Raw genomic sequence first — 20,560 nt, 5'->3', positions numbered from 1 at the left:
CGCTGTTTCCTTACTCGTCGGACGGGCCCCCAGGGGGACCCTGGGCGGTGTCGGGCGGTGTCGTGGTGCGCTTGAACATGCGGGTGGCGGTGATCTCGCCGTGCACCGTCTCGCCGTTCGGGTCCTGTTGCGGCAGCCCGGGGCGAAGGTGCTCCTCCACGCTGATGTACTTCAGCCCGGCCCGCAGGTCCGCGTCGTTACGCAACCGGATGACCAGCGGGAATTCGGCAAGCGCCGTGGTGTCGAACAGTCCGGTCGTGTAGAGCAGCTGCACGCCGAGGGCGTCCGACACCGCACGCTGGAGCTCCAGCAGATACGTGGCGTTGGCGCGGCCGATGGGGTTGTCCAGGAAGAGCGTGCCCGCGTGCCGGTGCTGGTGCCGGTCGCGGCCCCGGTCGTTGCTGCGCAGTGCGGCCATCGTGCAGTACAGGGCGATGGCGGCGGTGAGCAGCTGGCCACCGGAGAAGACGTCGCCCATCTGGCCGACCGGGACGCGTTCGGCGCGGAGCACCGCGTCCGGCTTGAGGATCTCCACGGCGATGCCCTTGGGCTCCAGCGCCGCCTGCACGCCGCGCAGCAGGAGAGACAGCCCGTCCCTGCGCAGATCGGAGTTCTTCTTCAGGGCGGCGCGGGTGGCCTCGTCGATGACCTCACCGAGCCGCTCGGTGAGCGTCGCCTGGTCGGGTTCCTCGAAGCGGATCCGGAGGAACTCCTGGCCGGACCACTCCCCCAGTCCTTCGGGGAGCTGGGAGAGCCGCTGGGCGGAGCGGAGGGTGGTGAGCGCGGACTCCACGAGGCCGCGGAGCCGGTCGACGATGGAGTCGCGGTTGCGCTCCAACTGGGCCAGCTCGTCGGTGAGGACACGGAGCCGGGGTGCGAAGGCGCCGGCCCACTTCTCGGCGTGCTCGGGCAGCGCCGCGGCCGGCAGCTCGCGGATCTGCTGGCGGGCGGGGGTGCGGACCTGTTCGTAACGGGTGGAGTTGGCGTGCCGTACGAGGACGTCGCTCGCTTCCCGTACGGCGCTCTCGGCGGCGGACAGGTCGGTGGCGCAGCCGCGCAGTGAACGGCGGACCTCGGCGGCGGACTGCCGGGCCTCGTCGAGGCTGCCCGGGTACGGCTCGGGGGCCTCGGTGTCGTCGTCCGCACCGTGGTCCCTCAGGAGGTCGCGCAGGAGTGCCGCGGTCTCGTCGAAGCCGCCTGCGGAGTCCTCGGCGGTGCGGTGGGCGTGCAGCAGCTCGGCGTGGGCGGCGCGGGCGGTGTCCAGGGTTGCGGTGGCGGAGGCCAGTTCGGCCATGGCGGTGCGCAGGAGGGCCTGGGCCTGTTCGGCGTCGGCGGGGACCAACTCGTCGGGGAGTTCGGTGTGGTGGGTCTCGCCATCGACCGGGGCCAGGCGCTCGGCCTCGCCCCGCAGCCGGCCCAGCTGCTCGCTCGCGGTGGAGGCCCTGGTCTCCAGGAGCTGGACCAGGGATTCGGCGCGGGCGGCGGCCGCCTGCCGGGAGGGGCCGTCGGCGCCGTCCGTGCCTTCGAGGAGCTGGGCGGCCCGGGTGCGGACCTTGTTGGTGAGCCGGTCCAGCTCGGCCAGGGCGGCGCTCTCGTCGCTCTCGGCGCGAGCCTGTTCGGCGCGCAGGTCGGCGCCGACGCCCACCTTCTCGTACAGCTGGGATGCGGCCCGGTATGCCTCCCGCAGCGCGGGAAGCGCGGGGCGCGGGGTGTCGCCCTCGGGCTCCGGGAGGTGTTCCGGGGCGCCTGCGATCTCGGCACGTTCGGCGCGCAGGGCGCGGGCCGTGCGCCGGGCGTCGTCGGCGGCGCGCTGGGCGGCCCTGCGGTCCTCGTCGGCGGCGCGGGCCCGCTCCAGGAAGACGGTGGCACGGGCCTCGGACTCGGCTGCCTCGTCGATCAGTTCGCGCAGCTTCGCCTGCCAGCGCGCACGTTCGCGGAGCCGGTGGGCGAGGCCCGCGAGGGCGTCGGCGGCGCGGCGGGCACGCTGGGCGGCCTCCTGGCGATCGTCGCGGACACGGGCGGTGTCCGCGGCGGCCTCGTCGGCCTCGGCGCGCACGGTACGGGCCTCGGCGAGTGCGGCTTCTGCTGCCTCGGCGGCCGTACGGGCGGTTCGGGCGGCTTCGGCGAGCTCGGCGAGCATGCCGGGCGGGCAGTCGGCGCGCCAGGAGCCGATGCGGGCGGTGAGGGAGCGGTCGGCGGTGAGGCGGGCCGCGAGGGTACGGATGTCCTCGTCGCGGGCGGCGGCCCTGCTCCTGAGGGCCTGCCGCTCCTCGTCGGCCGCGTGTTCGTCGTGCATCGCCGGGTTCGGCGGGACGAGGAACACCCCTTCCGTGCTCGCCGCCGAGCCCGTGCCGGTGGCCGGGACGGGGGCGAGCAGCGCGGCGGCGGTGCCGACGGCGACGGCGGAGCGCGGCAGCAGTGCGGCGCCGCTCAGGACGTCGCGGGCCCGGGCGTGCGAGTCGGGGTCGGTGATGACCACGCCGTCGACGAGTTCGGGACGGGCAGCGAGGACGGCCGCGTGGTCGGCGGGGTCGACGGCCTGGGCGAGGTATCGCCAGCCGGGCAGGGCGGGGATGCCGTGCTCGCCGAGGTATTCGACGGTGGCGAGGACATCGGGGCCGGGCGGCAGCAGTCCGCCGTCGCCGAGTGCGCCGAGGATGCGGGAGTCGTCGGCGGCCGCGGTGCGCAGTTCGAAGAGGCGGCGTTCGGCGGAGGCGATGCCCTGGTCGAGCAGCTCCCGCAGTTCGTCGGCGCTGCGGTCCAGCTCCTGGGCGGTGAGCGGCTGTGCGTGGGCGGCGGGCTGTTCGGCGGTGACGGTGTGCGTGCCGTGGCCGGCCTGGTCCGGACGGCCTGTCCGGCCTTCCTGACCCGACTGTCCTCCCTGGCCTGCGTGTCCTCCCTGACCTGCCTGGTCCTGGTGCTGGTGGTCCGCGCCGTGCGGGGTGTCCGGGTCCGTCTCCGTGCCGGCCGCTCCGCGGCGCGGCCGGGGCACGCCGGTGCCGTGCGTGGCGGGCAGGCCCAGCAGGTCGGCCAAGCGGTGGTCGGCGGCGATCGACTCGGCGGCCCTGAGCTCGGCCTCGTACGACTGTTCCGCGGCCTGTGCGGCATCGGCGGCGCGCGCCGCGGCCAGCTCGGCGCGGCTCTCGGCGGCTGCGGCTTCCCTGGCCACGTCGGCCGCCGAACGGGCGGCCTCCCTGGCGGTGTCCCACGCGGCGACGGCGGACTGCTCGGCGTCGCTCGCGGCGAGGGCGGCGCGCGCCGGATCGGCGTCCGGCGCGGTGTTGTCGAGCCAGCCGGCCCGCACCGCCTCTGCCGTCTCCTGCTCGACCTCGGCGAGGCGCTGGCGCAGATGTCCGGCCTCGCTGCGCGCGCGCTGGGCCTCGGTGGCGGCGGTGGTGGCGTCGCGGTGGGCGGTCTCGCCCGCCGTCTGGAGGGTGTCGGAGCGCTCCTCCTCCTCGTTGGCCAGGGTCTCGCCGGCCTCCGCCGCGGTGTGCAGAGCCCGTACGAGATCGGCGGCGGCCTCGGCGCGGGCGGCGAGCGCGGGAGCGGCATCCCGCTCGGCCTCGCGGATGGCGACGGCCACACGTGCGGAGCGGTCGGCTGCGGCTCGGTGTCGCAGTACGGCCTCGGCGGCCTGCCAGGCGGAGTGCAGGGTGCGGGCGTCGACCAGTTCGCGGCGCTGGGCGGCCGCGCCCTTCTCCGCCGCGGTCAGGGCCAGGGAGGCGTGCCGGTAGGCCAGTTCGGCCGCGATCAGGGCGCTGCGGCTGCGGGCCTCCTCGGCCGTGGTGACGGTGTGGGCCGCGCCCGTCACCTGCTGGGCGAGCTCGGCGGTCCGGCCGCGCTCCTGTCCGGCGCGGACGGAGAGCCTGCGGGCGAGCGTACGGGTGCGGCGCTCGGCGCCCGCGTGGATGTCCCGGGTGCGGGACCGGGTCTCGGCGGCCTCCACGATCCGGCCGAGCAGATCGATCGAGCCCGCAGTGAAGTCTCGCTCCGCGGTCAGCTCGGCTCGGCGGCCCAGCTTGTTGCCGAAGCCGCTCACCAGGTCGGCGAGGCCGTCCGTGTCACGGGTGTCCGTGACAGCGCGGAGGAGCAGGTCGGTGAAGTCGGAGTCCTTCTTGACCGCGAAGAGGCCGGCCGCCTCGCCCTCGTCGGCGTTCATCTCGCGCTGGTAGCGGAAGAGTTCGGGGTCGAGGCCGAGGTCTCCGAGGTGCTCGTTCCAGCGGTCGTGGATCTCTTCCCAGTGCACATCGAGGTGCTGGTAGAACTTGCCCGCCTCGGTCAGGGCGTCGCGGAAGCCCTTCATCGTGCGTCGTCTGCCCTGCGCGCCGGAGACGCCTTCGACGGGGCGGTGCACGGAGGTGGCCTCGGCGACCGGCAGGGAGTCCAGGCTGAGCCCGGGCCCTGGGCGGAAGGAGTACCAGGCCTCGGCGAATTTCCGCGGGTCGTTGGAGACCTGCCGTCCACGCCACTCGCTGACCTTGCCGACGACCACGCACTCGCCGGTGAGGGTGTGCTGCCACTCCAGGGCAACATGCCCGCAGTCGTCGGCGAGCAGGAACTTGCGCAGTACGCCGGAGCTGGCGCCGCCGAGGGTGTTGCGGTGGCCGGGCAGCATCACCGAGAAGATCAGCTTCAGGAGCACCGACTTACCGCCGCCGTTCTCCAGGAAGAGCACCCCGGCGGGGGCGGGACGGCGCGGCGGGCCGACCGGCTCCTCCTCGAAGAACTCCGCCTGTGCCGGGGCGGGGTTGGGCACGGGCTCGCCCACTCCGCGCAGGTCAAGCACGGTGTCGGCGTAGCGCGCACCGGCAGGCCCGATGGAGTAGAGGCGGACCCGGGACAGCTCGTACATGGCGGCGGACTCTCGTCGTTCAGGCAGCGGAGGGAGACGGCGGTGGTGGGGCGGGCCGGTCAGGCGTGGAAGGGCAGACCGGCGTCGGCGACCAGCTCCAGGTCGTCGGGGTCGGGCGGCGGCAGCAGCGTCGCCGTTCCGTCGGTGACCGGTACGACTCCGAGTTCCAGCAGTTCGGCCATGGCGGCGCTGCCGGCCATGTCGCGGACCTGGAGCTGGTAGCGGGCGGTGGTACGGAAGGCGCCTCCGGCGTCGTCCCCGGTGCGCTGGAGGAAGCCGGATTCGGTGAGGAAGGCGACGGCCTTGCCGACGATGCCGGTGGTGGAGCCGGCCAGCCTTCGGGCGTCCTTCGTGGCTCCGGTGGAGCTGCGCCGGGCGTAGATCCGCCAGGCCGCTTCCAGTCCGGGGGCGTCGGTGGCCGGGTCGGTGTTGTCGCCGTGCTCCTCGGCGCGCTCCTCCAGACGGTGGCACGCCTGGCGTACGAACGAGTCGACGCCGTTGACGGTGATCCGGCCGATGTACGCGTCGTCGGCAAGGTCCTCGGGGCGGGGGAAGGCCATCGCGGCGACGGCGACGTGCGCGAGCCCGTGCAGGAAGCGGTCGGCGGAGTCGGACGAGGCGCGGCGGGCGTAGTCGCCCATGCGGACGGCGAAGACCGAGTCCTCACCGGCGGTCACGGCCATGCCGGCGCGGGTGGACACTTCCAGGACGACCAGGCCGAGACCGGTCGCCACGGCGTCGGCGAGCCGGGCGAAAGTGGGCACCTCCCGGTAGCGGCGGAGCAGTTCGGCGTATTCGGCGTCGCGTGCGGGCAGCAGTTTGGGCTGGAGCCCGAAGGCGACGAGCCGGGCGGCGTCGGCTGCGTCGGCCGGGGTGACGGGTGCGGTGGCAGTGGGCCCGGCCGGGTCGGCGGGCGCCGTGCTCTCGGTCGCGTACGCGACGGTCGGATCGCCCCACGCGTCGGCGTGCTGTGCGCGGTGGTCGCTCACGACTGTCGCTCCTTGCTGCGGAAACTCTTCGGTACGGGGTGGACGGCGCCGGTTCTCGCGGCGTCCGTCGCGGGCGGCGCGGTCCGGTCCGCGCACGCCGCGTGGGCGCGGGAAGGCTGCGGGCGCCCCTGGTCGGCGTGCATCGGCCGGGTCGGCGGCCGGCGTGCGTCGCACAGCGCGCCGCTCATGACGCCTCCGAGCGGTCCGCGGCCATTCCGGCGGCGTCCAGCAGGGCCGTACCCACTATCAGGTCCGCACCGCCGAACTCCGGGTCGTCGAGCTGCGTCCCGTCGTCGACGGAGAACAACAGGCGCTGCTCGCCCTGTCGGTATGCGGTGCCGACCGGCGGGCTCGCGGCGTGCACCGCGAGCAGGGCGACCAGGTAGGGCAGTTCGGGATCGCGGCGCCGGGCTTCCGCGAGGAGTCCGGAGAGCCGGCGCGGGGCGTCGTGCTCCAGGTCGAGGAGTTCCATGGCGTTCGCGAGCTGTTCCTCGCTGAACCTGCTGTCGTCCGGGGTGACGATCAGATCGGGTTCGGGCATTTCGGCGCCCAGGTGTTCCCGTTCCAGGGGCGGGGTGAGCAGCATGTCGACGAGGTCGCCCACCCGTACCGAGGTGGGGGTGCGCAGCCCGGTGCCGTGGGCGAAGAACGCGTCGGTGACGCGGATGGCCTGTTCGACGGGGAGCGGCAGCAGCGGGGCGACCAGCTGACCGTACAGGTCGAGCCCGGTGCGGGTCGTGGGGGTGGCGAACGCCTGCCGGTCCTGTTCGGCCCGGAAGAGCGGCCCGGCTTCCAGCAGGCGGGACTGCAGCTGGGTGTGGCGGCGGATGCAGTCCTTGACGATGTCGACGAGCTCGGCGGCGCGCCGCTTGTGCTCGGGCTCCTCGGCCTCGTCGCGGGCCTTGCGGATGTTGGTGAGGATCGCGTTCTCGTGGCGGTATCGGTCGGCGACGTGGTCGAGTGCTTCGGCGATCATGTCGGGCACGGCGTTGAGCCAGTCGACGGCCCGGACGTTGCGCCGGGTGGCCTCCAGCGTCTTGCGGAGGGTCTCCGCGTACTGCACGGTGCGGTAGCGGGCCTGCTCGGCGGCGAGCTGTGCGTCCGCGAGGCGGCCCCGGCTGATGAGGACCTCCAGCTTCACCTCGGCGGCGATCTGGGCGCTGGTGACGTCCGTGTCGAGGGCGCCGACCAGGACGTTGACCGCTTCGTCGGTGGCCCGGAGATAGACCGTGCCGCCGTATCCCGGGACCTCTTCGATCAGCTTGAAGTCGTAATCACGGCGGACATACACCCCATCAGGACCGAAAGTGCCGTACACCGCACGGAATCCTCGGTCGACGCTGCCGACATTGATCAGGTTCTCCAGCACCCAGCGGGCGACCCGCTCGTGCTCGGCGACCGGGCGGCGCGGGGCCTGGGCGGCGACGCGGGGAAGGAGCCTGGTCACTATCTGGTCGTGGTCGGCACCCGTATCGAAGTCCATGTTGAGGGTGACGAGGTCGATCGCGGCGAGTGCGACCTCGGCCATCGCGTAGACGGTGTACTCACCGGCCAGATTCGCCTTGCGCACATCGAGGTCGTGCAGCGGCGCCGTGCAGGCGAGCGCGCGCAGCCGCCGCGAGAGCCCCTCGTCGGCGGCCGGGCCCGGGGCAGGTCGCGGCCCCGCGCTGAGCTGGGGCGCAGCGTTGTCCGTGTAGGCAGGCGAAGTCACGCTGCACAGATTAGGTCCTCACACTGACAACGGTCGAAACGGCGCAGAAGCGACCCCTTGCCCGGAGCCGGCCGGCGACGGCATCACAGCCGTTCCCCGGTGTGTTCCGTGCGGCTTTCCCGGCCCGGCTCCGGGGGCCCGTAGCCCCCGCCGCCCGGTGTGCGCAGCACCAGTACGTCTCCCCGCTCCAGGTCGGCGGTGTCACAGCCCCGCAGCGGTGCGACCGTCCGGCCGTCCGCGCGCTCGATGTGCTGATCGCCCAGAGCGCCGGGTCCACCGCCCGCCATGCCGTACGGCCTCACCCGGCGATGGCCGGAGAGCAGCGCCACGGTCATGGGTTCGAGGAAGCGGATTCGCCGCTCCACGCCGCAGCCGCCGTGCCAGCGCCCCGTACCCCCGCTGCCGTCCCGTACCCGGAAGCTCTCCAGCAGCACGGGGTAGCGCCATTCGAGGACTTCGGGGTCGGTGAGGCGGGAGTTGGTCATATGGGTCTGTACGGCGTCGGCGCCGTCGAAGCCGTCGCCCGCGCCCGAGCCGCTCGCCACGGTCTCGTAGTACTGGACCCGTTCGTTGCCGAAGGTGAGGTTGTTCATGGTGCCCGAACCCTCGGCCTGAATGCCGAGCGCCGCGTACAGGGCGCCGGTGACGGCCTGGGACGTCTCCACGTTTCCCGCGACGGTGGCCGCCGGATGGACGGGGGCCAGCATGGAGCCCTCCGGAATCCTGACCTCCAGGGGCTTGAGGCAGCCGCTGTTGAGCGGGATGTCGTCGGCGACCAGGGTCCGGAAGACGTACAGCACAGCCGCCATGACCACGGATTTCGGCGCGTTGAAGTTGCCCGGCTGCTGCGGTGAGGTGCCGGTGAAGTCGACGACCGCGCTGCGGGTGGCCTTGTCCACGGTGAGGGCGACCTCGATGACCGCGCCGTTGTCGGTCTCGTAGCGGTAGGCGCCGTCGTGCAGTGCGGCGATGATCCGGCGGACGGACTCCTCGGCGTTGTCCTGTACGTGCCCCATATACGAGGCTACGGCTTCGGGCCCGAACTGCTCGACCATGCGCCGGAGTTCGGCGATGCCCTTCTCATTGGCGGCGATCTGGGCGCGCAGATCGGCGAGGTTGGTGTCCGGGTCGCGGGAGGGGTACGCGGCGGTGGTGAGCAGCTCGCGTGTCTCGGCCTCGCGCAGCCTGCCATCCCGTACCAGCAGCCAGTTGTCGAACAGCACTCCTTCCTCGTGGATGGTGCGGCTGAAGGCGGGCATGGAGCCGGGGGTGATGCCGCCGATCTCGGCGTGGTGTCCACGTGAGGCCACGAGGAACCGCAGCATCGGCCCCTCATCGGCGGTCTCATCGAAGTCGAACACGGGCGTCACCACGGTCACATCTGGCAGATGTGTGCCCCCGTGGTACGGATCGTTGATGGCGTACACATCGCCGGGCCGCATCGTGCCGCTGTTGCGCCTCAGCACCTCCTTGATGGACTCCCCCATCGAGCCGAGGTGCACGGGAATGTGCGGGGCATTGGCGATCAGATTGCCGTCCGCGTCGAACAGGGCGCAGGAGAAGTCGAGCCGCTCCTTGATGTTGACGGAGTGGGCCGTGTTCTCCAGGCGCACGCCCATCTGTTCGGCGATCGACATGAAGAGGTTGTTGAAGACCTCCAGCATGACGGGGTCGACCCGGGTACCGACGGCCGTGCGGTCCGGGCGCGGGCGGACCCTGGTGAGCAGCAGATGGCCGGTGCCGGCGAGCTCGGCCTGCCAGCCCGGGTCGACGACGGTGGTGGCATCCGCCTCGGCGATCACGGCAGGGCCGGTCACGGTGTCCGCAGGGTGCAGTTCCTCGCGCCGGTGGAGCGGGGCGTCCTGCCATCGGCCGTCGGCGAACATCCTTACGGTGTCGTGCGGTTGAGGTTCTGCGCTCTTTCGGGACGTGCGGTCGGCCGGGCGCGGTTCGTGCTGTCCCGCCGTTCCGGTCGCCTCGACCGACACCGCCTCGACGACCAGGGGTTTGTCCATGGTGAACGCATAACGTGCGCGGTGCTCCGCGGTGAACGCCTCGGCCATGGCGGGTGCGGTGTCCAGGCCGACGGGCAGGCTCGAATCCGTACCGGCATAGCGCAGGAGCACGCGGGCGTGCGTGCTGATCGCGCTGTCGGGGATGGCGTCGGCGCGCAGTTCGGCGCGGGTGCGGGCGGCGAGTTCGTCGCAGAGTTCGCCCACCGCGGTCCGGGTCGCCTCGTTCAGTTCCGCCTCGACGGACTGTTCGCGCATCGCGGTGGCGTCGGCGAGACCGATGCCGTACGCGGACAGCACGCCGGCCAGCGGCGGTACGAGGACCGTGTCGATGCCCAGGGCGTCGGCGACGGCGCAGACGTGCTGGCCTCCGGCGCCGCCGAAGCCGGTCAGGGCGTAGCGGGTGATGTCGTGTCCGCGCTGCACGGAGATCTTCTTGACCGCGTTCGCCATGTTGAGCACGGCGATCTCCAGGAACCCGGCGGCGACCTCGGCCGCCGTGCGCCGACTTCCGGTGGCGCGCGCCACGTCCCCGGCGAGTGTGTCGAAGCGTTCGCGGACGAGGTCCGCGTCGAGCGGGAGATCGCCGTCCGGTCCGAAGACGGCCGGGAAGTGCGCGGGCTGGACCCGGCCGAGCATCACATTGGCGTCGGTGACGGTCAGCGGGCCGCCACGGCGGTAGCAGGCCGGGCCGGGGATCGCGCCCGCCGAGTCGGGGCCGACGCGGTAGCGGTGGCCGTCGAAGTGCAGGACGGAGCCGCCGCCGGCCGCGACGGTGTGGATGTTCATCATGGGGGCGCGCATCCGCACACCGGCCACCTGAGTGCCCAGCTCGCGCTCGAACTCGCCCGCGTAGTGCGACACATCGGTGGATGTGCCGCCCATGTCGAAGCCGATGACCCGGTCGAATCCGGCCTGTCCGGAGGTACGGGCCATGCCGACCACGCCACCGGCGGGGCCGGAGAGCACCGCGTCCTTGCCCCTGAAATGGGAGGCTTCGCGCAGCCCGCCGTTGGACTGCATGAACATCAGCCGGATGCCGTCGAGTTCGCGGGTGACCTCGTCGACGTACCGGCGCAGGATCGGTGAGAGGTAGGCATCCACGACGGTGGTGTCGCCGCGTGGTACGAGCTTGATCAGTGGGCTCACCTCGTGCGAGCAGCTGACCTGGGTGAAGCCCGCCTCGCGGGCTGCGGCGGCCACGGCGCTCTCGTGTCCGGGGTGGCGGTAGCCGTGCATCAGGACGACCGCCGCGCTGCTCAGGCCGTCGGCCCGGGCGGCCTGCAGCCGCTCGGCGACCGCGTCCCGGTCCAGTGGTGTCACGACGCGGCCTCGGGCGTCGATCCGCTCGGGGACCTCGATCACCCGCTCGTACACGGCCTCGGGCAGCAGGATGCGGCGGTCGAAGAGTCTCGGCCGGTTCTGGTACGCGATGCGCAGGGCGTCGCGGAAGCCTTCCGTGATGACCAGGACGGTCGGCTCGCCGCGCCGTTCCAGCAGGGCGTTGGTGGCGACCGTCGTGCCGATCTTCACCGTGCCGACCCGGTCGGCGGGGACCGGGTCGGTGGGGCCGAGGCCCAGCAGCCCCCGGATTCCGGCCACGGCGGCGTCGCGGTAGCGGTCCGGGTCGTGGGAGAGCAGCTTGCGGGTGACGAGGTGCCCCTCGGGATCCCGGCCCACGACGTCGGTGAACGTCCCGCCTCGGTCGATCCAGAACTCCCAGTGTCCGGTCATCCCTCCATACTGACCCGCTCCACCGACAACGGCCCGGACGGCACGGCCTGCTCCCCGGCGCGCGGTGCGGCGGGTGACGTGGTCGGCGCACCGGCCGGCTGTACGGCGGCCAGCGCGCTCCGCAGCGCCGCCTCGGCCCGTCGGTCCAGGCGTGCGCCGGTGCCGCACACCCGGTGCTGTATCTCCGCTCCGGCGAGGCACAGCAGCTGGGGCAGCAGATCGGTGCTTCTGCGGGCCAGCCAGCCGGTGCCGGCGGTCGCGAGCCAGAGCCATGTGTCGACGCGGCTCGGGGGCGGCTGCTGGGGTTCGAGCCCCGGCGCGGCGCCGTGAGCCAGGCCCCGTGCGGCCAACAGCTCATGGAAGCCGGCTGCGACCGTCCGATGACCGTGTTCGGCCGGGTGGAGCCGGTCGGCGCTCCACAGGGAGCGGTCGCGGACCCAGGCCCGGTCCGCCATGTGCAGATGAACGGCGTCGTAGCGTGCGGACAGTGTGTGCACGACGGCGTTCACCGTGGCCTGGCGCCGGGCGAGCGGTCTCCCCAGGGGCGCGGGGAGCCCGAGCACGGCGCCGGGGTCGGGCAGACAGGCGGTCAGGAGTACGGCTCCGCTCTCCGTCAGGAGCGCGCAGACTTCGTCGAGACGCTGCGCGAGGAGTCGGATGTCGAAGGTGCGGCGCAGGGTGTCGTTGACGCCGACGACGACGGACGCGAGGTGGGGCCGGAAGGCGACCGCCGCCGCGGCCTGCCGGTCCAGGACGTCGCCGGACTGCGCACCGCTGACGGCGTAGTTACGGAACTCCACGCTCCGCCGGCCGTCCGCGACACCTTCGGCGAGCAGCGCCGCCCAGCCCCGCCGGCCACCGGGGACGGGGTCGCCGACGCCTTCGGTGAACGAGTCCCCGAGCGCGGCGAACCGCACCGGGGAGAGGCCCGGCGCACCGGGAGCGTGCGGTCCCGGGATGCCGGACGGCACCGACGCCCCCTTCATGCCCGCACCCCCGGAATGCCGCCCCGGTCCGGCACATCGTGCGCGGCCAGGAACGCGGCCACCGAACGGTCCCAGCCGAAGAGTTCGGCCCGTTGCCTCGCCGCGGCGCGGCGCCCGTCGTGCGGGCGCCCGAGCAGCTCCCGTACCGCGGCGGCGAACGCCTCACCCGTGTCCGCGGCTGCCACTCCCGCACCGCCGATCACCTCCGGCAGCGCAGAACTCGCGCTCGCCACCACCGGGGTGCCGCAGGCCAGTGCCTCCAGGGCCGACAGGCCGAACGTCTCGGCGGGTCCGGGCGCCAGGCAGATGTCGGCCGCCGCCTGCAGATCCGCCAGAGTCTCCCGGTCCCGCACATGGCCGAGGAATTCGACCGGCAGCCGCCGCGCCCGTGCCCTGCTCTCCAGGCCCGCACGCAGTGGCCCGTCGCCCGCGACGACGAGCGCCGCGCGCACCCCCAGACGCCGCAGCTCGTCAAGCGTCTCCAGGGCCCGGCCGGGGCGTTTCTCGACCGAGAGCCGCGAGCACAGCAGAAGCAGCACGTCCCGGCCGTGCAGGTGCCGGGCGCGCAGCACCGTACTGCGCCGGTGGGGGCGGCAGCGTCGCAGGTCCACGCCGAGCGGGGCGCGCACCACATTGCGGGCGCCGATGCGCAGGAACTCGCGCTCCGCCCACTGCGTGGTGCACACGATCCGGGTGTACGCGTGGGCGCTGCGCGTGTTGAGGCGGTCGGCCGCCCGCCCGGCCGCGCCGGCCGGGACGCCCCAGGTGCGCAGCACCCCGTCGGCCGTCTCGTGGGAGACCATCACGGCGGGCACCCTGGCACGGCGCGCCCACTCCCCCGTCCATCGCAGCGTGGTCCGGTCGGAGACCTCCAGACGGTCGGGCCGCAGCGTTTCCAGAAGGTGGCGGAGGCCGCGCCGGCCTGCCAGTACGCGGTACCCGCCGCTGCCCGGCAGGACCGGCCCGGGCAGCGTGATCACCCTCCCCTGCTCCGTGCGCTCGTCGGTCCGTGTGTCGCCGGGCACGATGAGCACCGGCTCGTGCCCGGCCGCGAGATAGCCGCGGCCGAGTTCGTCGAGGGCGGTACGCAGTCCGCCGGATGACGGGGTGATGAAGTTCGCCAGCCGGACGATGACCGTCCGCCGTTCGCGGCCGGTCATGCCGCCACCGCCGTCCGGTCGCGCAGCACCTCGTCGTAGTGGCCCAGGAGTTGATCGCCCACGGCCTGCCATGTCCGGCCCTCGACCGTGGCCCGGCCGGTGGCACCGTAGGCCGCCGCGAGCGCGGGGTCCGCGGCGAGTGCGCCGACTGCCGCCGCCACCGCACCGGTGTCGAGCGGCGGGACCAGCAGTCCGGTCCGCCCGTGATCGACGAGGTCGAGCGGTCCGCCCGCCGCCGGGGCGATCACGGGTACTCCGGACGCCATGGCCTCCTGCACCGTCTGGCAGAACGTCTCGTACGGTCCTGTGTGCACGAACATGTCAAGCGAGGCGAAGAACCGGGCGAGGTCGTCCCCGGTTCTGCGGCCGAGGAAGACCGCGCCGGGCAGGGCGGTCCGCAGCGATGCCTCACTGGGTCCGTCCCCGACGACCACGACCCGGACCCCGGGTATCGCGCAGGCCCCGGCCAGGAGTTCGACATGTTTCTCCGGGGCGAGCCGGCCGACGTACCCGACGATCCGCTCCCCGCCGGGCGCGAGACGGCGGCGCAGTGCCTCGTCCCGCAGTCCGGGCCGGAACCGGGCGGTGTCGACGCCGCGTGGCCACAGCCGTACCCGGGGCACGCCGTGCTCGGTGAGGTCGCGGACGGCAGCGGTGGACGGGGCGAGGGTGCGGTCGGCGGCGCTGTGCACGGCGCGCATCCGGCGCCAGGCGGTGTTCTCGCCGGTGCCGAGGTACGTGCGTGCGTAACCGGCCAGATCGGTCTGGTACACGGCCACGGCCGGCAGTCCGAGCCTGGCCGCGGCTGCCATGCCCCGTACGCCGAGCACGAACGGTCCGGCCAGATGGACGAGTTCGGCGCGGTGCGCGGTGAGGGCGGCGGTCAGGCGGCGGCTCGGCAGTGCCACCCGGACCTGGGGATAGCCGGGCAGGGGAAGAGAAGGTACGCGCACCACGGGGCAGGGTGCGTCGGCTTCGAAGGCGTCGGAGGGGTCCGAACGGGACGTGGTCGTCGCGCCGGCCGTGGCCGGGGCGATGACGAGCGGTTCGTGGCCGCGGCCGGCGAGATGCCGGGCCGTCTGCAGGGTGCAGTGGGCCACGCCGTTGACATCGGGCGGGAAGGATTCGGTGACGATGACGACACGCATACCCGTGTTGTCGCCACGCCGGACGTGACCGGGCCGACTTGGATCTTTCCGCCCGGGGAACGTCCCATGAGCGTTTGAGCCGAGCGCGCCCCCGACGCGCTTGCTCGCCCGTTCGCGCCGCGCCCCCGACGCGCGCCGCTGTGCGTACTCCGGTCAGACCGCGGAGGTGTCGGGCCCGATCCTGCTGCGTACCGCTGTCTGCACCTCGGCCTCCTCGGCCGGGTCCGCGGCGAGTCGGCGCAGTCGTTCGGCGACCCTGATGTCGCCGGTCTCGGCGTGGAGTGCGGCGACCTCGCGGGTGGTCTCCTCGCAGTCCCACAGGCATTCGACGGCGAATCCGGTGGCGAAGGAGGGGTCGGTTGCGGCCAGTGCGCGGGCCGCTCGGCCGCGCAGGTGCGAGGAGGACGTCTCCCGGTAGACATGGCGCAGTACGGGGGCCGCACAGGCGATGCCCAGCCGGCCCGTGCCGTCGACGAGGGTCCACAGCCGTGGGGCGTCCGGGCCTTCGCCCCGTACGGCCTCGCGGAGTGCGCCGAGGACCAGTGGGGCGTCCTGGGCGCCGCCCCGGCAGGCGAGCACACCGGCCGCGGATGCGCCGAGCGCGTCGGGCCGTCGGGCCCAGCGCCTGGCGCGCTCCACCGCCGCGTCGCCGCACATCCGCTCGAAGGCGGCGACGGCCGCGTCGGCGACGGTGCGCGAGGCGCTGGCCGCGGCGATCCCGATCAGGTCGAGCACGGCCGGATCCCTGGCCTCGGCCAGATAATGCAGGGCGGCGCAGCGTCCGCCCTCGGGGCCGCTGCGGGCTGCCTCGATGATCGTGGACCGGTCCTCGGGGCCGGCGACGGCGGAGAGGCACCGGGCGGCCGGGACATGGAGGACGCTGCCGCGTTCGAGTCCCTGCTGGGCCCAGTCGAGGACGGCCTGGACGCTCCAGCCGGGGCGGGGGCCGCCGGGTCGCATCTGTCGCTGCCAGCGGTCGAAGGAGCCCTGTTCCGAGGCGGCCCTGACCCTGGCGCCGACCTCCTCGCGCGGGTCGTCCGCCCAGAGCCGCCAGGGGCGGGGTTCGAAGGCGTCCCGCACGGCGGCGGCCAGCTCGGCGGCGCCGTCCTCGGTGGCCGGGAACCGGCCGAGCACGGGTACGGCGAGGGCGCGGAGCCCCGTGTCGTCGTCACGCAGGGCGAGCTCGTCGAGTGCCCAGGCCCAGTTGGCTCCGGTCGCGGCGTACCGCCGCAGCAGGGCCAGGGCGTCGCCGCGTCCGTACGAGGCGAGGTGGCCGAGCACGGCGAGGGCCAGCCCGGTGCGTGAGTCATCGGTGTCGAGGTGGTCGTCGGGATCGCACAGGTGGCGCTCGATCTCTTCGATGCCGCCGTCGAGGTCGAGATACAGGCGTGCGTAGTAGAGGGAGCGGTTCTCCACCTGCCAGTCGTGACGCGGATCGCTCAGGACGCAGTGGTTGAGAGCCGCCAGGGCCTCGGGGCGTGGCGCGGCGAGCGCGTGGAGCGTGCCGTCGCCACGGCCCCTCTGCAGCAGGCCGAGCAGGGTGCCGCTCGGCGCTATGAACGGATCAAACATGAAAAAAGCCTCACATCAAGCTGTCGACGCAACCGGGACTGTGCAGTTCCAAGTGCCGGGTGGGGCACTACGCCGCGCAGCAACATGATCGGCCGACCGCCGTCTTCTGCTTGGTGTAGACCATCTTCCTCTGCCTCTCGTCGGTGGCCCGAACCGGGCCCGCGACGTCATGATGACCCAGCCATTTCGCCACCGCGACCACATTTACGGCGTACCCGGTCAGCGGGAGCCGAAGAGTTCCAGCAGGTCGGCCTTGCCGAACATGCGTGCAGTGTCCAGTGCGGAGGGTGTTCCGGCCGCCGGGTCGGCCCCTGCGGCGAGCAGCGCCTCGATCACCGCGTCCTCGCCCTTGAAGACGGCTCCGGCGAGCGGTGTCTGTCCGCGGTCGTTGGCCCGGTCCGGGTCGGCGCCACGGCCGACGAGGGCGGTGACCGCGGCGGCGTGCCCGTGATAGGCGGCGAGCATCAGCAGCGAATCACCCCGGTCGTTGGTGAGGTTCACGGAGACACCCGCGTCGACATAGGCGGCGAGAGTCTCGGTCTCACCGCGACGGGCCAGGTCGAAGACCTTCGTCGCCAGCGCGACCACCTCGGGATCGGGGGTTTCGCTCATCGGACGGACCGCCTTCCATTAACCGGTTTCACCACTGTTGACCTGCTGGGGCGTACGCCGTGGGGGCCGTACGAGTGAATCGACAGGGTACTGCTCAACCGCGCACATGACCCGGTCCGCCCGTGGCAAAAGATCACGCCCGGTGACGGTGGGACAGCGTGCGCCATCGAGTTTTCCGTCCCGCAGGCACTCCCACGTCGGCCGATCAAGTGAAAATACAGACTTTTCACCCAAATGCAGCTTTTATCGTATAGATACTTCCGGTGAACCTGGAAGGACTCATGGTGACTGTCCCCTCAACCAGGAGAACCTCTCATGATCCTGTCCATGTCAGGCGTAGTCATCCTCGGCGTCATCGTCTTCCTGTTTTTCAGGAAGGACGGCCTCAAGGCGTCGCACGCCGTCGTCACTGCCATGTTCGGCTTCTATCTGGCAGGCACCGCCATCGCACCGAGCATCACCGCGGGCGGCGCGAGTCTCGCCGGCCTCTTGGGCGGGATCAAGTTCTGACCCCCCGCGACCACTCCCACCCTTTCAGGAGACCGACGTGGCCCGGCGACCACTCCCCCGCATTCTGAGCAGCGGCAGCGCCTCGATCACTCGCAGTCGCGAGTTCGCGCGCACGGCCGCCGACAACGCCACCGACGTCCTCCATCCGCTGATCATGATCACTCGTGGTCTGCGGCTGCTGGCCGGAGCGGGGCGGCAGAAGTGGGCCGCGACGCCCAAGGACAAGCGTGGTCCGGCGCTGTTCTCCGTCGCGGCCTGCGTACTCGTGGTCGCGCTCATCCCGTACGGGTCCGTGTTCGCCCTGGTCACGATGATGGGCGCAGCCGCATGGAAGGGGCGGGAGCGGACCCCCGTGAAGACCGGCCCCGACGAGGCGGAGACCGGGCGGCTGCGGTCCCTGTACGAGGCGCTCGTGCCGTACTTCTCCGTGGCCGACGACCCCGGTCCGCTGTTCGCCCACGGCGGCGACTGGGACAAAGTCTTCAGCGGTTACGAATTCGACGGCAACGGGCGCCTGACGCGTCTCCAGGTGACGTACCCCGCCTACTTCACCGACAGCGAGGCCGCCTCCCGCATCCGGATCGAGCAGCTGCTGCACGCCAAGTCGGGCCGCGGCCGCGAGTACCACTTCGCCTGGGACGAGGAGGGCAACCGGCTCGTCATGAGCGTGCTCGACGCCCTGCCCACCTCGATCGGGGCCCAGCGCTTCGTCACCGCACCCGGCGAGACCGTGCTGGGTTTCACCGACGGCGACGCGGTGCAGCGCACCGTTCCCGTGAACGACGGCGACGCGACCCGTGACGCGCCTCCGGTCGTCTGGCGGACCGGCGCCCGCTCCACCGAGCCGCATCTGCTGGTCGTCGGACAGCCCGGCAGCGGCACCACCACGCTGATGCGCTCCATCGCCCTGCAGGCGCTCCAGCACGGCGACATCCTGATCATCGAAGGCAGCGGAACAGGCGAGTACGCCTGCCTGACCGGGCGCGACGGCGTACTGGCCGTGGAGTGCGGCCTGGCCGGCGCGCTGGCAACCCTGGAGTGGGCGGCCCATGAGACGGAGCGACGGCTGATCGCGGCGAACCGGGCCCGGCAGTCCGGCCACCCCGCCCCCGACGACATCAAGCGCCCGCTCTGGATCCTGCTGGACCGGCCCAGCGTCCTCGGCCACCTGGCGGCCGCCGACGGCAGGCCCGACCCCCAGGAGCTGCTCCAGGTGCCGCTGCGGCACGGCAGGGCGGCCAACGTCACCGTGGTCATGACCGATCAGTTCGACAGCCTGGACACCCTCGGCGAGACCGTACGGACCCACACCCGGGCCCGGGTCGTGCTCGGCCACTGTTCCCGCGACCAGATCGAGTCGGTGCTCGGCACGGAGCCGCACACCACGCCGACACCGGACGTCCCGCCCGGCCGGGGGTACGCGCGGCTCGGCACCGGTCCCGTGCTGCGGCTCCAGGTCCCGGCCACTCCCGATCCGTACGACGAGGCGACCAGCGAGGCGCAGCGGCAGGCGGTCCTCGGTCTGCTCCCCGGGCGGCAGGCGCCGGCCGAGGAGACCGTACCGGCCGGGGCGAGCGTCCCGGACCCGGCGATGCCGCGCACCGTGACCGCAGCTGTGGCCGTCGAAGGCATGGCGGTCGGCGACCGAACAGAACAGGGGTGACGGATCAGTTGCTCTGATCCGTCACCCCAGCACCGCCCTGTCGGTCAGGCGACGAACGTCCGCGGCGCCTCCACCCCCGCGCCCGCCCCCGAACCCACCAGCTGCGCCGCCGCCGCGAGCCGTACCGCCGCCTCGTCCGCGACCGGCCCCGCGACCGTGAACGGCAGCCGTACATACCCCTCGAAGGCGCCGTCGACACCGAACCGGGGGCCGGAGGGAACGCGTACGCCGACCCGCTCCCCCGCCACCGCGAGCCGGGAGCCGGAGAGGCCGCCGGTACGCACCCAGAGGGTGAGACCACCGCGCGGAACCGAGAACTCCCAGTCCGGCAGCTCCCGGCGGACCGCGGCGACGAGCGAGTCCCGGTTCTCCCGCGCCTGTTCGCGCCGGACCTGCACGGCCTGCTCCCAGCCGCCGGTACGCATCAGCCAGTTGACGGCGAGCTGCTCAAGGACGGGGGTCCCCATGTCGGCGTAGGCGCGGGCGGCCACCAGGCTCCGGATCACATCCGGGGCGGCGCGCACCCAGCCGATCCGCATGCCGGCCCAGAAGGCCTTGCTCGCCGATCCGACGGTGAGCACGGTGGAGCCCGCCGGATCGAAGGCGCAGACCCGGCGCGGCATCTGCACATCGTCGTCGAGAGACAGCTCGTTCATGGTCTCGTCGACGACCAGGACCGTACCGGCGGAGCGGGCGGCGTCCACCAGGTCACGTCGCCGGTCCTCGTCGGCCAGCGCACCTGTGGGGTTGTGGAAGTCGGCGACGACGTACGCGAGCCGCGGCGCCGCGTCCCGCAGCACCTGCCGCCACCGGTTCATGTCCCAGCCGCCGAGCCCTTCCTCCATCGCCACCGGCACCAGCCGGGCGCCCGCCTCCCGCATCAGCTGCAGGATGTTGGCGTAGCTCGGGGACTCCACCGCGATCCGTTCGCCGCGGCCCGCGAAGAGGTGGCAGATCGCGTCGATCGCGCCCATCGCCCCGGTGGTGACCATGATCTGTTCGGGCATGGTCGGGATGCCGCGCCCGGTGTAGCGGTCGGCGATCATCTGTCGCAGCGCGGGCAGACCGGCCGGATAGTCGCCATGGGTGTGGGCGTACGGTGCCAGCTCCTCCAGGGCGCCCTGGACCGCCCGGGTCAGCCACGGTTCGGGGGCGGGCAGCGAGGCGCAGCCCAGGTCGATCATCGAACCGAGAGACTCCGGAGGAAGCGGTTCCAGACCGCGTGCGGGCAGCGGATTGCCCGCGGGCACGGCGGTCCAGCTGCCGGCGCCCCGGCGGGACTCCAGGAACCCCTCGGCCCGCAGCGCCTCGTACGCGGCGGCGACGGTGGTGCGGCTGACGGACAGGGCGAGCGCCAGTTCGCGCTCGGCGGGGAGCCGTGCGGCCACCGGCACCCGGCCTTCGAGGACGAGCAGACGGACCCCGTCGGCCAGCGCGCGATACGCGGGCGGTTTGCGGGCGCCCGGTCCGGCGGGCCGGGGCTGTTGGGCATGGAGCTGCCGGGCGAGCTGCGCCGCACCGACCGCCGAAGTCCACTGCGCCATGGAAATCAGTCCACCTTCCTCGGATTGGCCATAGTTGGCGGCCATTCCCCTGCCACAGAGTGACATG

The 20,560-nt window shown here is 72.9% G+C and carries 13 protein-coding genes; 2 read left to right on the top strand and 11 right to left on the bottom strand.

Going from position 1 to position 20,560, the window contains the following annotated elements:
• Window positions 1-10 precede the first annotated feature (10 nt).
• The 10 genes from ACGFU7_RS38365 to ACGFU7_RS38320 form a co-directional block, all read right to left on the bottom strand.
• On the bottom strand, window positions 11-4,852 hold the full coding sequence (locus ACGFU7_RS38365; RefSeq protein ID WP_393702374.1) for a hypothetical protein: 4,842 nt from the start codon (window positions 4,850-4,852) through the stop codon (window positions 11-13).
• A gap of 59 nt (window positions 4,853-4,911) precedes the next feature.
• Window positions 4,912-5,841: a hypothetical protein gene (locus ACGFU7_RS38360; protein ID WP_393702372.1), complete on the bottom strand. Its 930-nt coding sequence runs from the start codon at window positions 5,839-5,841 to the stop codon at window positions 4,912-4,914.
• Window positions 5,838-6,029, bottom strand: coding sequence for a hypothetical protein (locus tag ACGFU7_RS38355; RefSeq protein WP_393702370.1), 192 nt, complete (start codon window positions 6,027-6,029; stop codon window positions 5,838-5,840). The genes ACGFU7_RS38360 and ACGFU7_RS38355 overlap by 4 nt, the downstream gene beginning before the upstream one ends.
• Window positions 6,026-7,552, bottom strand: a complete 1,527-nt coding sequence (locus ACGFU7_RS38350) for a hypothetical protein (protein WP_393702368.1) — start codon at window positions 7,550-7,552, stop codon at window positions 6,026-6,028. Before ACGFU7_RS38350 ends, ACGFU7_RS38355 begins: the two co-directional genes overlap by 4 nt.
• 83 nt (window positions 7,553-7,635) lie before the next feature.
• Entirely contained in the window at window positions 7,636-11,298 is a 3,663-nt protein-coding gene (locus tag ACGFU7_RS38345; protein ID WP_393702367.1) for a hydantoinase B/oxoprolinase family protein, read from the bottom strand.
• Window positions 11,295-12,284 carry an SGNH/GDSL hydrolase family protein gene (locus ACGFU7_RS38340; protein ID WP_393702365.1) on the bottom strand — a complete coding sequence of 330 codons (990 nt, stop codon included), beginning with the start codon at window positions 12,282-12,284 and terminating at the stop codon, window positions 11,295-11,297. Before ACGFU7_RS38340 ends, ACGFU7_RS38345 begins: the two co-directional genes overlap by 4 nt.
• Window positions 12,281-13,444 (bottom strand): glycosyltransferase, encoded by a 1,164-nt coding sequence (locus ACGFU7_RS38335; RefSeq protein WP_393702363.1) that lies wholly within the window; start codon window positions 13,442-13,444, stop codon window positions 12,281-12,283. Before ACGFU7_RS38335 ends, ACGFU7_RS38340 begins: the two co-directional genes overlap by 4 nt.
• Window positions 13,441-14,592: a glycosyltransferase family 4 protein gene (locus tag ACGFU7_RS38330; RefSeq protein ID WP_393702361.1), complete on the bottom strand. Its 1,152-nt coding sequence runs from the start codon at window positions 14,590-14,592 to the stop codon at window positions 13,441-13,443. The genes ACGFU7_RS38335 and ACGFU7_RS38330 overlap by 4 nt, the downstream gene beginning before the upstream one ends.
• Window positions 14,593-14,745: 153 nt before the next feature.
• A complete protein-coding gene (locus ACGFU7_RS38325) occupies window positions 14,746-16,164 on the bottom strand; it encodes a HEAT repeat domain-containing protein (protein WP_393702360.1) in 1,419 nt (472 codons plus the stop codon).
• Between the two features lie 219 nt (window positions 16,165-16,383).
• Window positions 16,384-16,776, bottom strand: coding sequence for an ankyrin repeat domain-containing protein (locus tag ACGFU7_RS38320; RefSeq protein WP_393702358.1), 393 nt, complete (start codon window positions 16,774-16,776; stop codon window positions 16,384-16,386).
• Between the two features lie 315 nt (window positions 16,777-17,091).
• On the opposite strand from ACGFU7_RS38320, the gene ACGFU7_RS38315 reads away from it, so the two are divergent.
• Window positions 17,092-17,286 carry a hypothetical protein gene (locus tag ACGFU7_RS38315; RefSeq protein WP_393702356.1) on the top strand — a complete coding sequence of 65 codons (195 nt, stop codon included), beginning with the start codon at window positions 17,092-17,094 and terminating at the stop codon, window positions 17,284-17,286.
• A gap of 37 nt (window positions 17,287-17,323) precedes the next feature.
• Window positions 17,324-18,949, top strand: coding sequence for a hypothetical protein (locus tag ACGFU7_RS38310; RefSeq protein WP_393702354.1), 1,626 nt, complete (start codon window positions 17,324-17,326; stop codon window positions 18,947-18,949).
• A gap of 44 nt (window positions 18,950-18,993) precedes the next feature.
• Here ACGFU7_RS38310 and ACGFU7_RS38305 read toward each other — a convergent pair whose 3' ends face one another.
• Window positions 18,994-20,493, bottom strand: a complete 1,500-nt coding sequence (locus ACGFU7_RS38305) for a PLP-dependent aminotransferase family protein (protein WP_393702352.1) — start codon at window positions 20,491-20,493, stop codon at window positions 18,994-18,996.
• Window positions 20,494-20,560: the final 67 nt, after the last annotated feature.

Source organism: Streptomyces sp. NPDC048473 (assembly GCF_043200155.1).
Lineage (GTDB): Bacteria > Actinomycetota > Actinomycetes > Streptomycetales > Streptomycetaceae > Streptomyces.
This window is presented reverse-complemented; position numbering and strand designations above follow the sequence as displayed.

Excerpts from the sequence above, each read along its gene's own strand:
- ACGFU7_RS38320 (WP_393702358.1), bottom strand. The coding sequence starts at position 16,776 with ATGAGCGAAACCCCCGATCCCGAGGTGGTCGCGCTGGCGACGAAGGTC.
- ACGFU7_RS38345 (WP_393702367.1), bottom strand. The coding sequence starts at position 11,298 with ATGACCGGACACTGGGAGTTCTGGATCGACCGAGGCGGGACGTTCACC.
- ACGFU7_RS38315 (WP_393702356.1), top strand. The coding sequence starts at position 17,092 with ATGATCCTGTCCATGTCAGGCGTAGTCATCCTCGGCGTCATCGTCTTC.
- ACGFU7_RS38305 (WP_393702352.1), bottom strand. The coding sequence starts at position 20,493 with ATGGCGCAGTGGACTTCGGCGGTCGGTGCGGCGCAGCTCGCCCGGCAG.
- ACGFU7_RS38340 (WP_393702365.1), bottom strand. The coding sequence starts at position 12,284 with ATGAAGGGGGCGTCGGTGCCGTCCGGCATCCCGGGACCGCACGCTCCC.
- ACGFU7_RS38365 (WP_393702374.1), bottom strand. The coding sequence starts at position 4,852 with ATGTACGAGCTGTCCCGGGTCCGCCTCTACTCCATCGGGCCTGCCGGT.
- ACGFU7_RS38335 (WP_393702363.1), bottom strand. The coding sequence starts at position 13,444 with ATGACCGGCCGCGAACGGCGGACGGTCATCGTCCGGCTGGCGAACTTC.
- ACGFU7_RS38330 (WP_393702361.1), bottom strand. The coding sequence starts at position 14,592 with ATGCGTGTCGTCATCGTCACCGAATCCTTCCCGCCCGATGTCAACGGC.
- ACGFU7_RS38355 (WP_393702370.1), bottom strand. The coding sequence starts at position 6,029 with ATGAGCGGCGCGCTGTGCGACGCACGCCGGCCGCCGACCCGGCCGATG.
- ACGFU7_RS38325 (WP_393702360.1), bottom strand. The coding sequence starts at position 16,164 with ATGTTTGATCCGTTCATAGCGCCGAGCGGCACCCTGCTCGGCCTGCTG.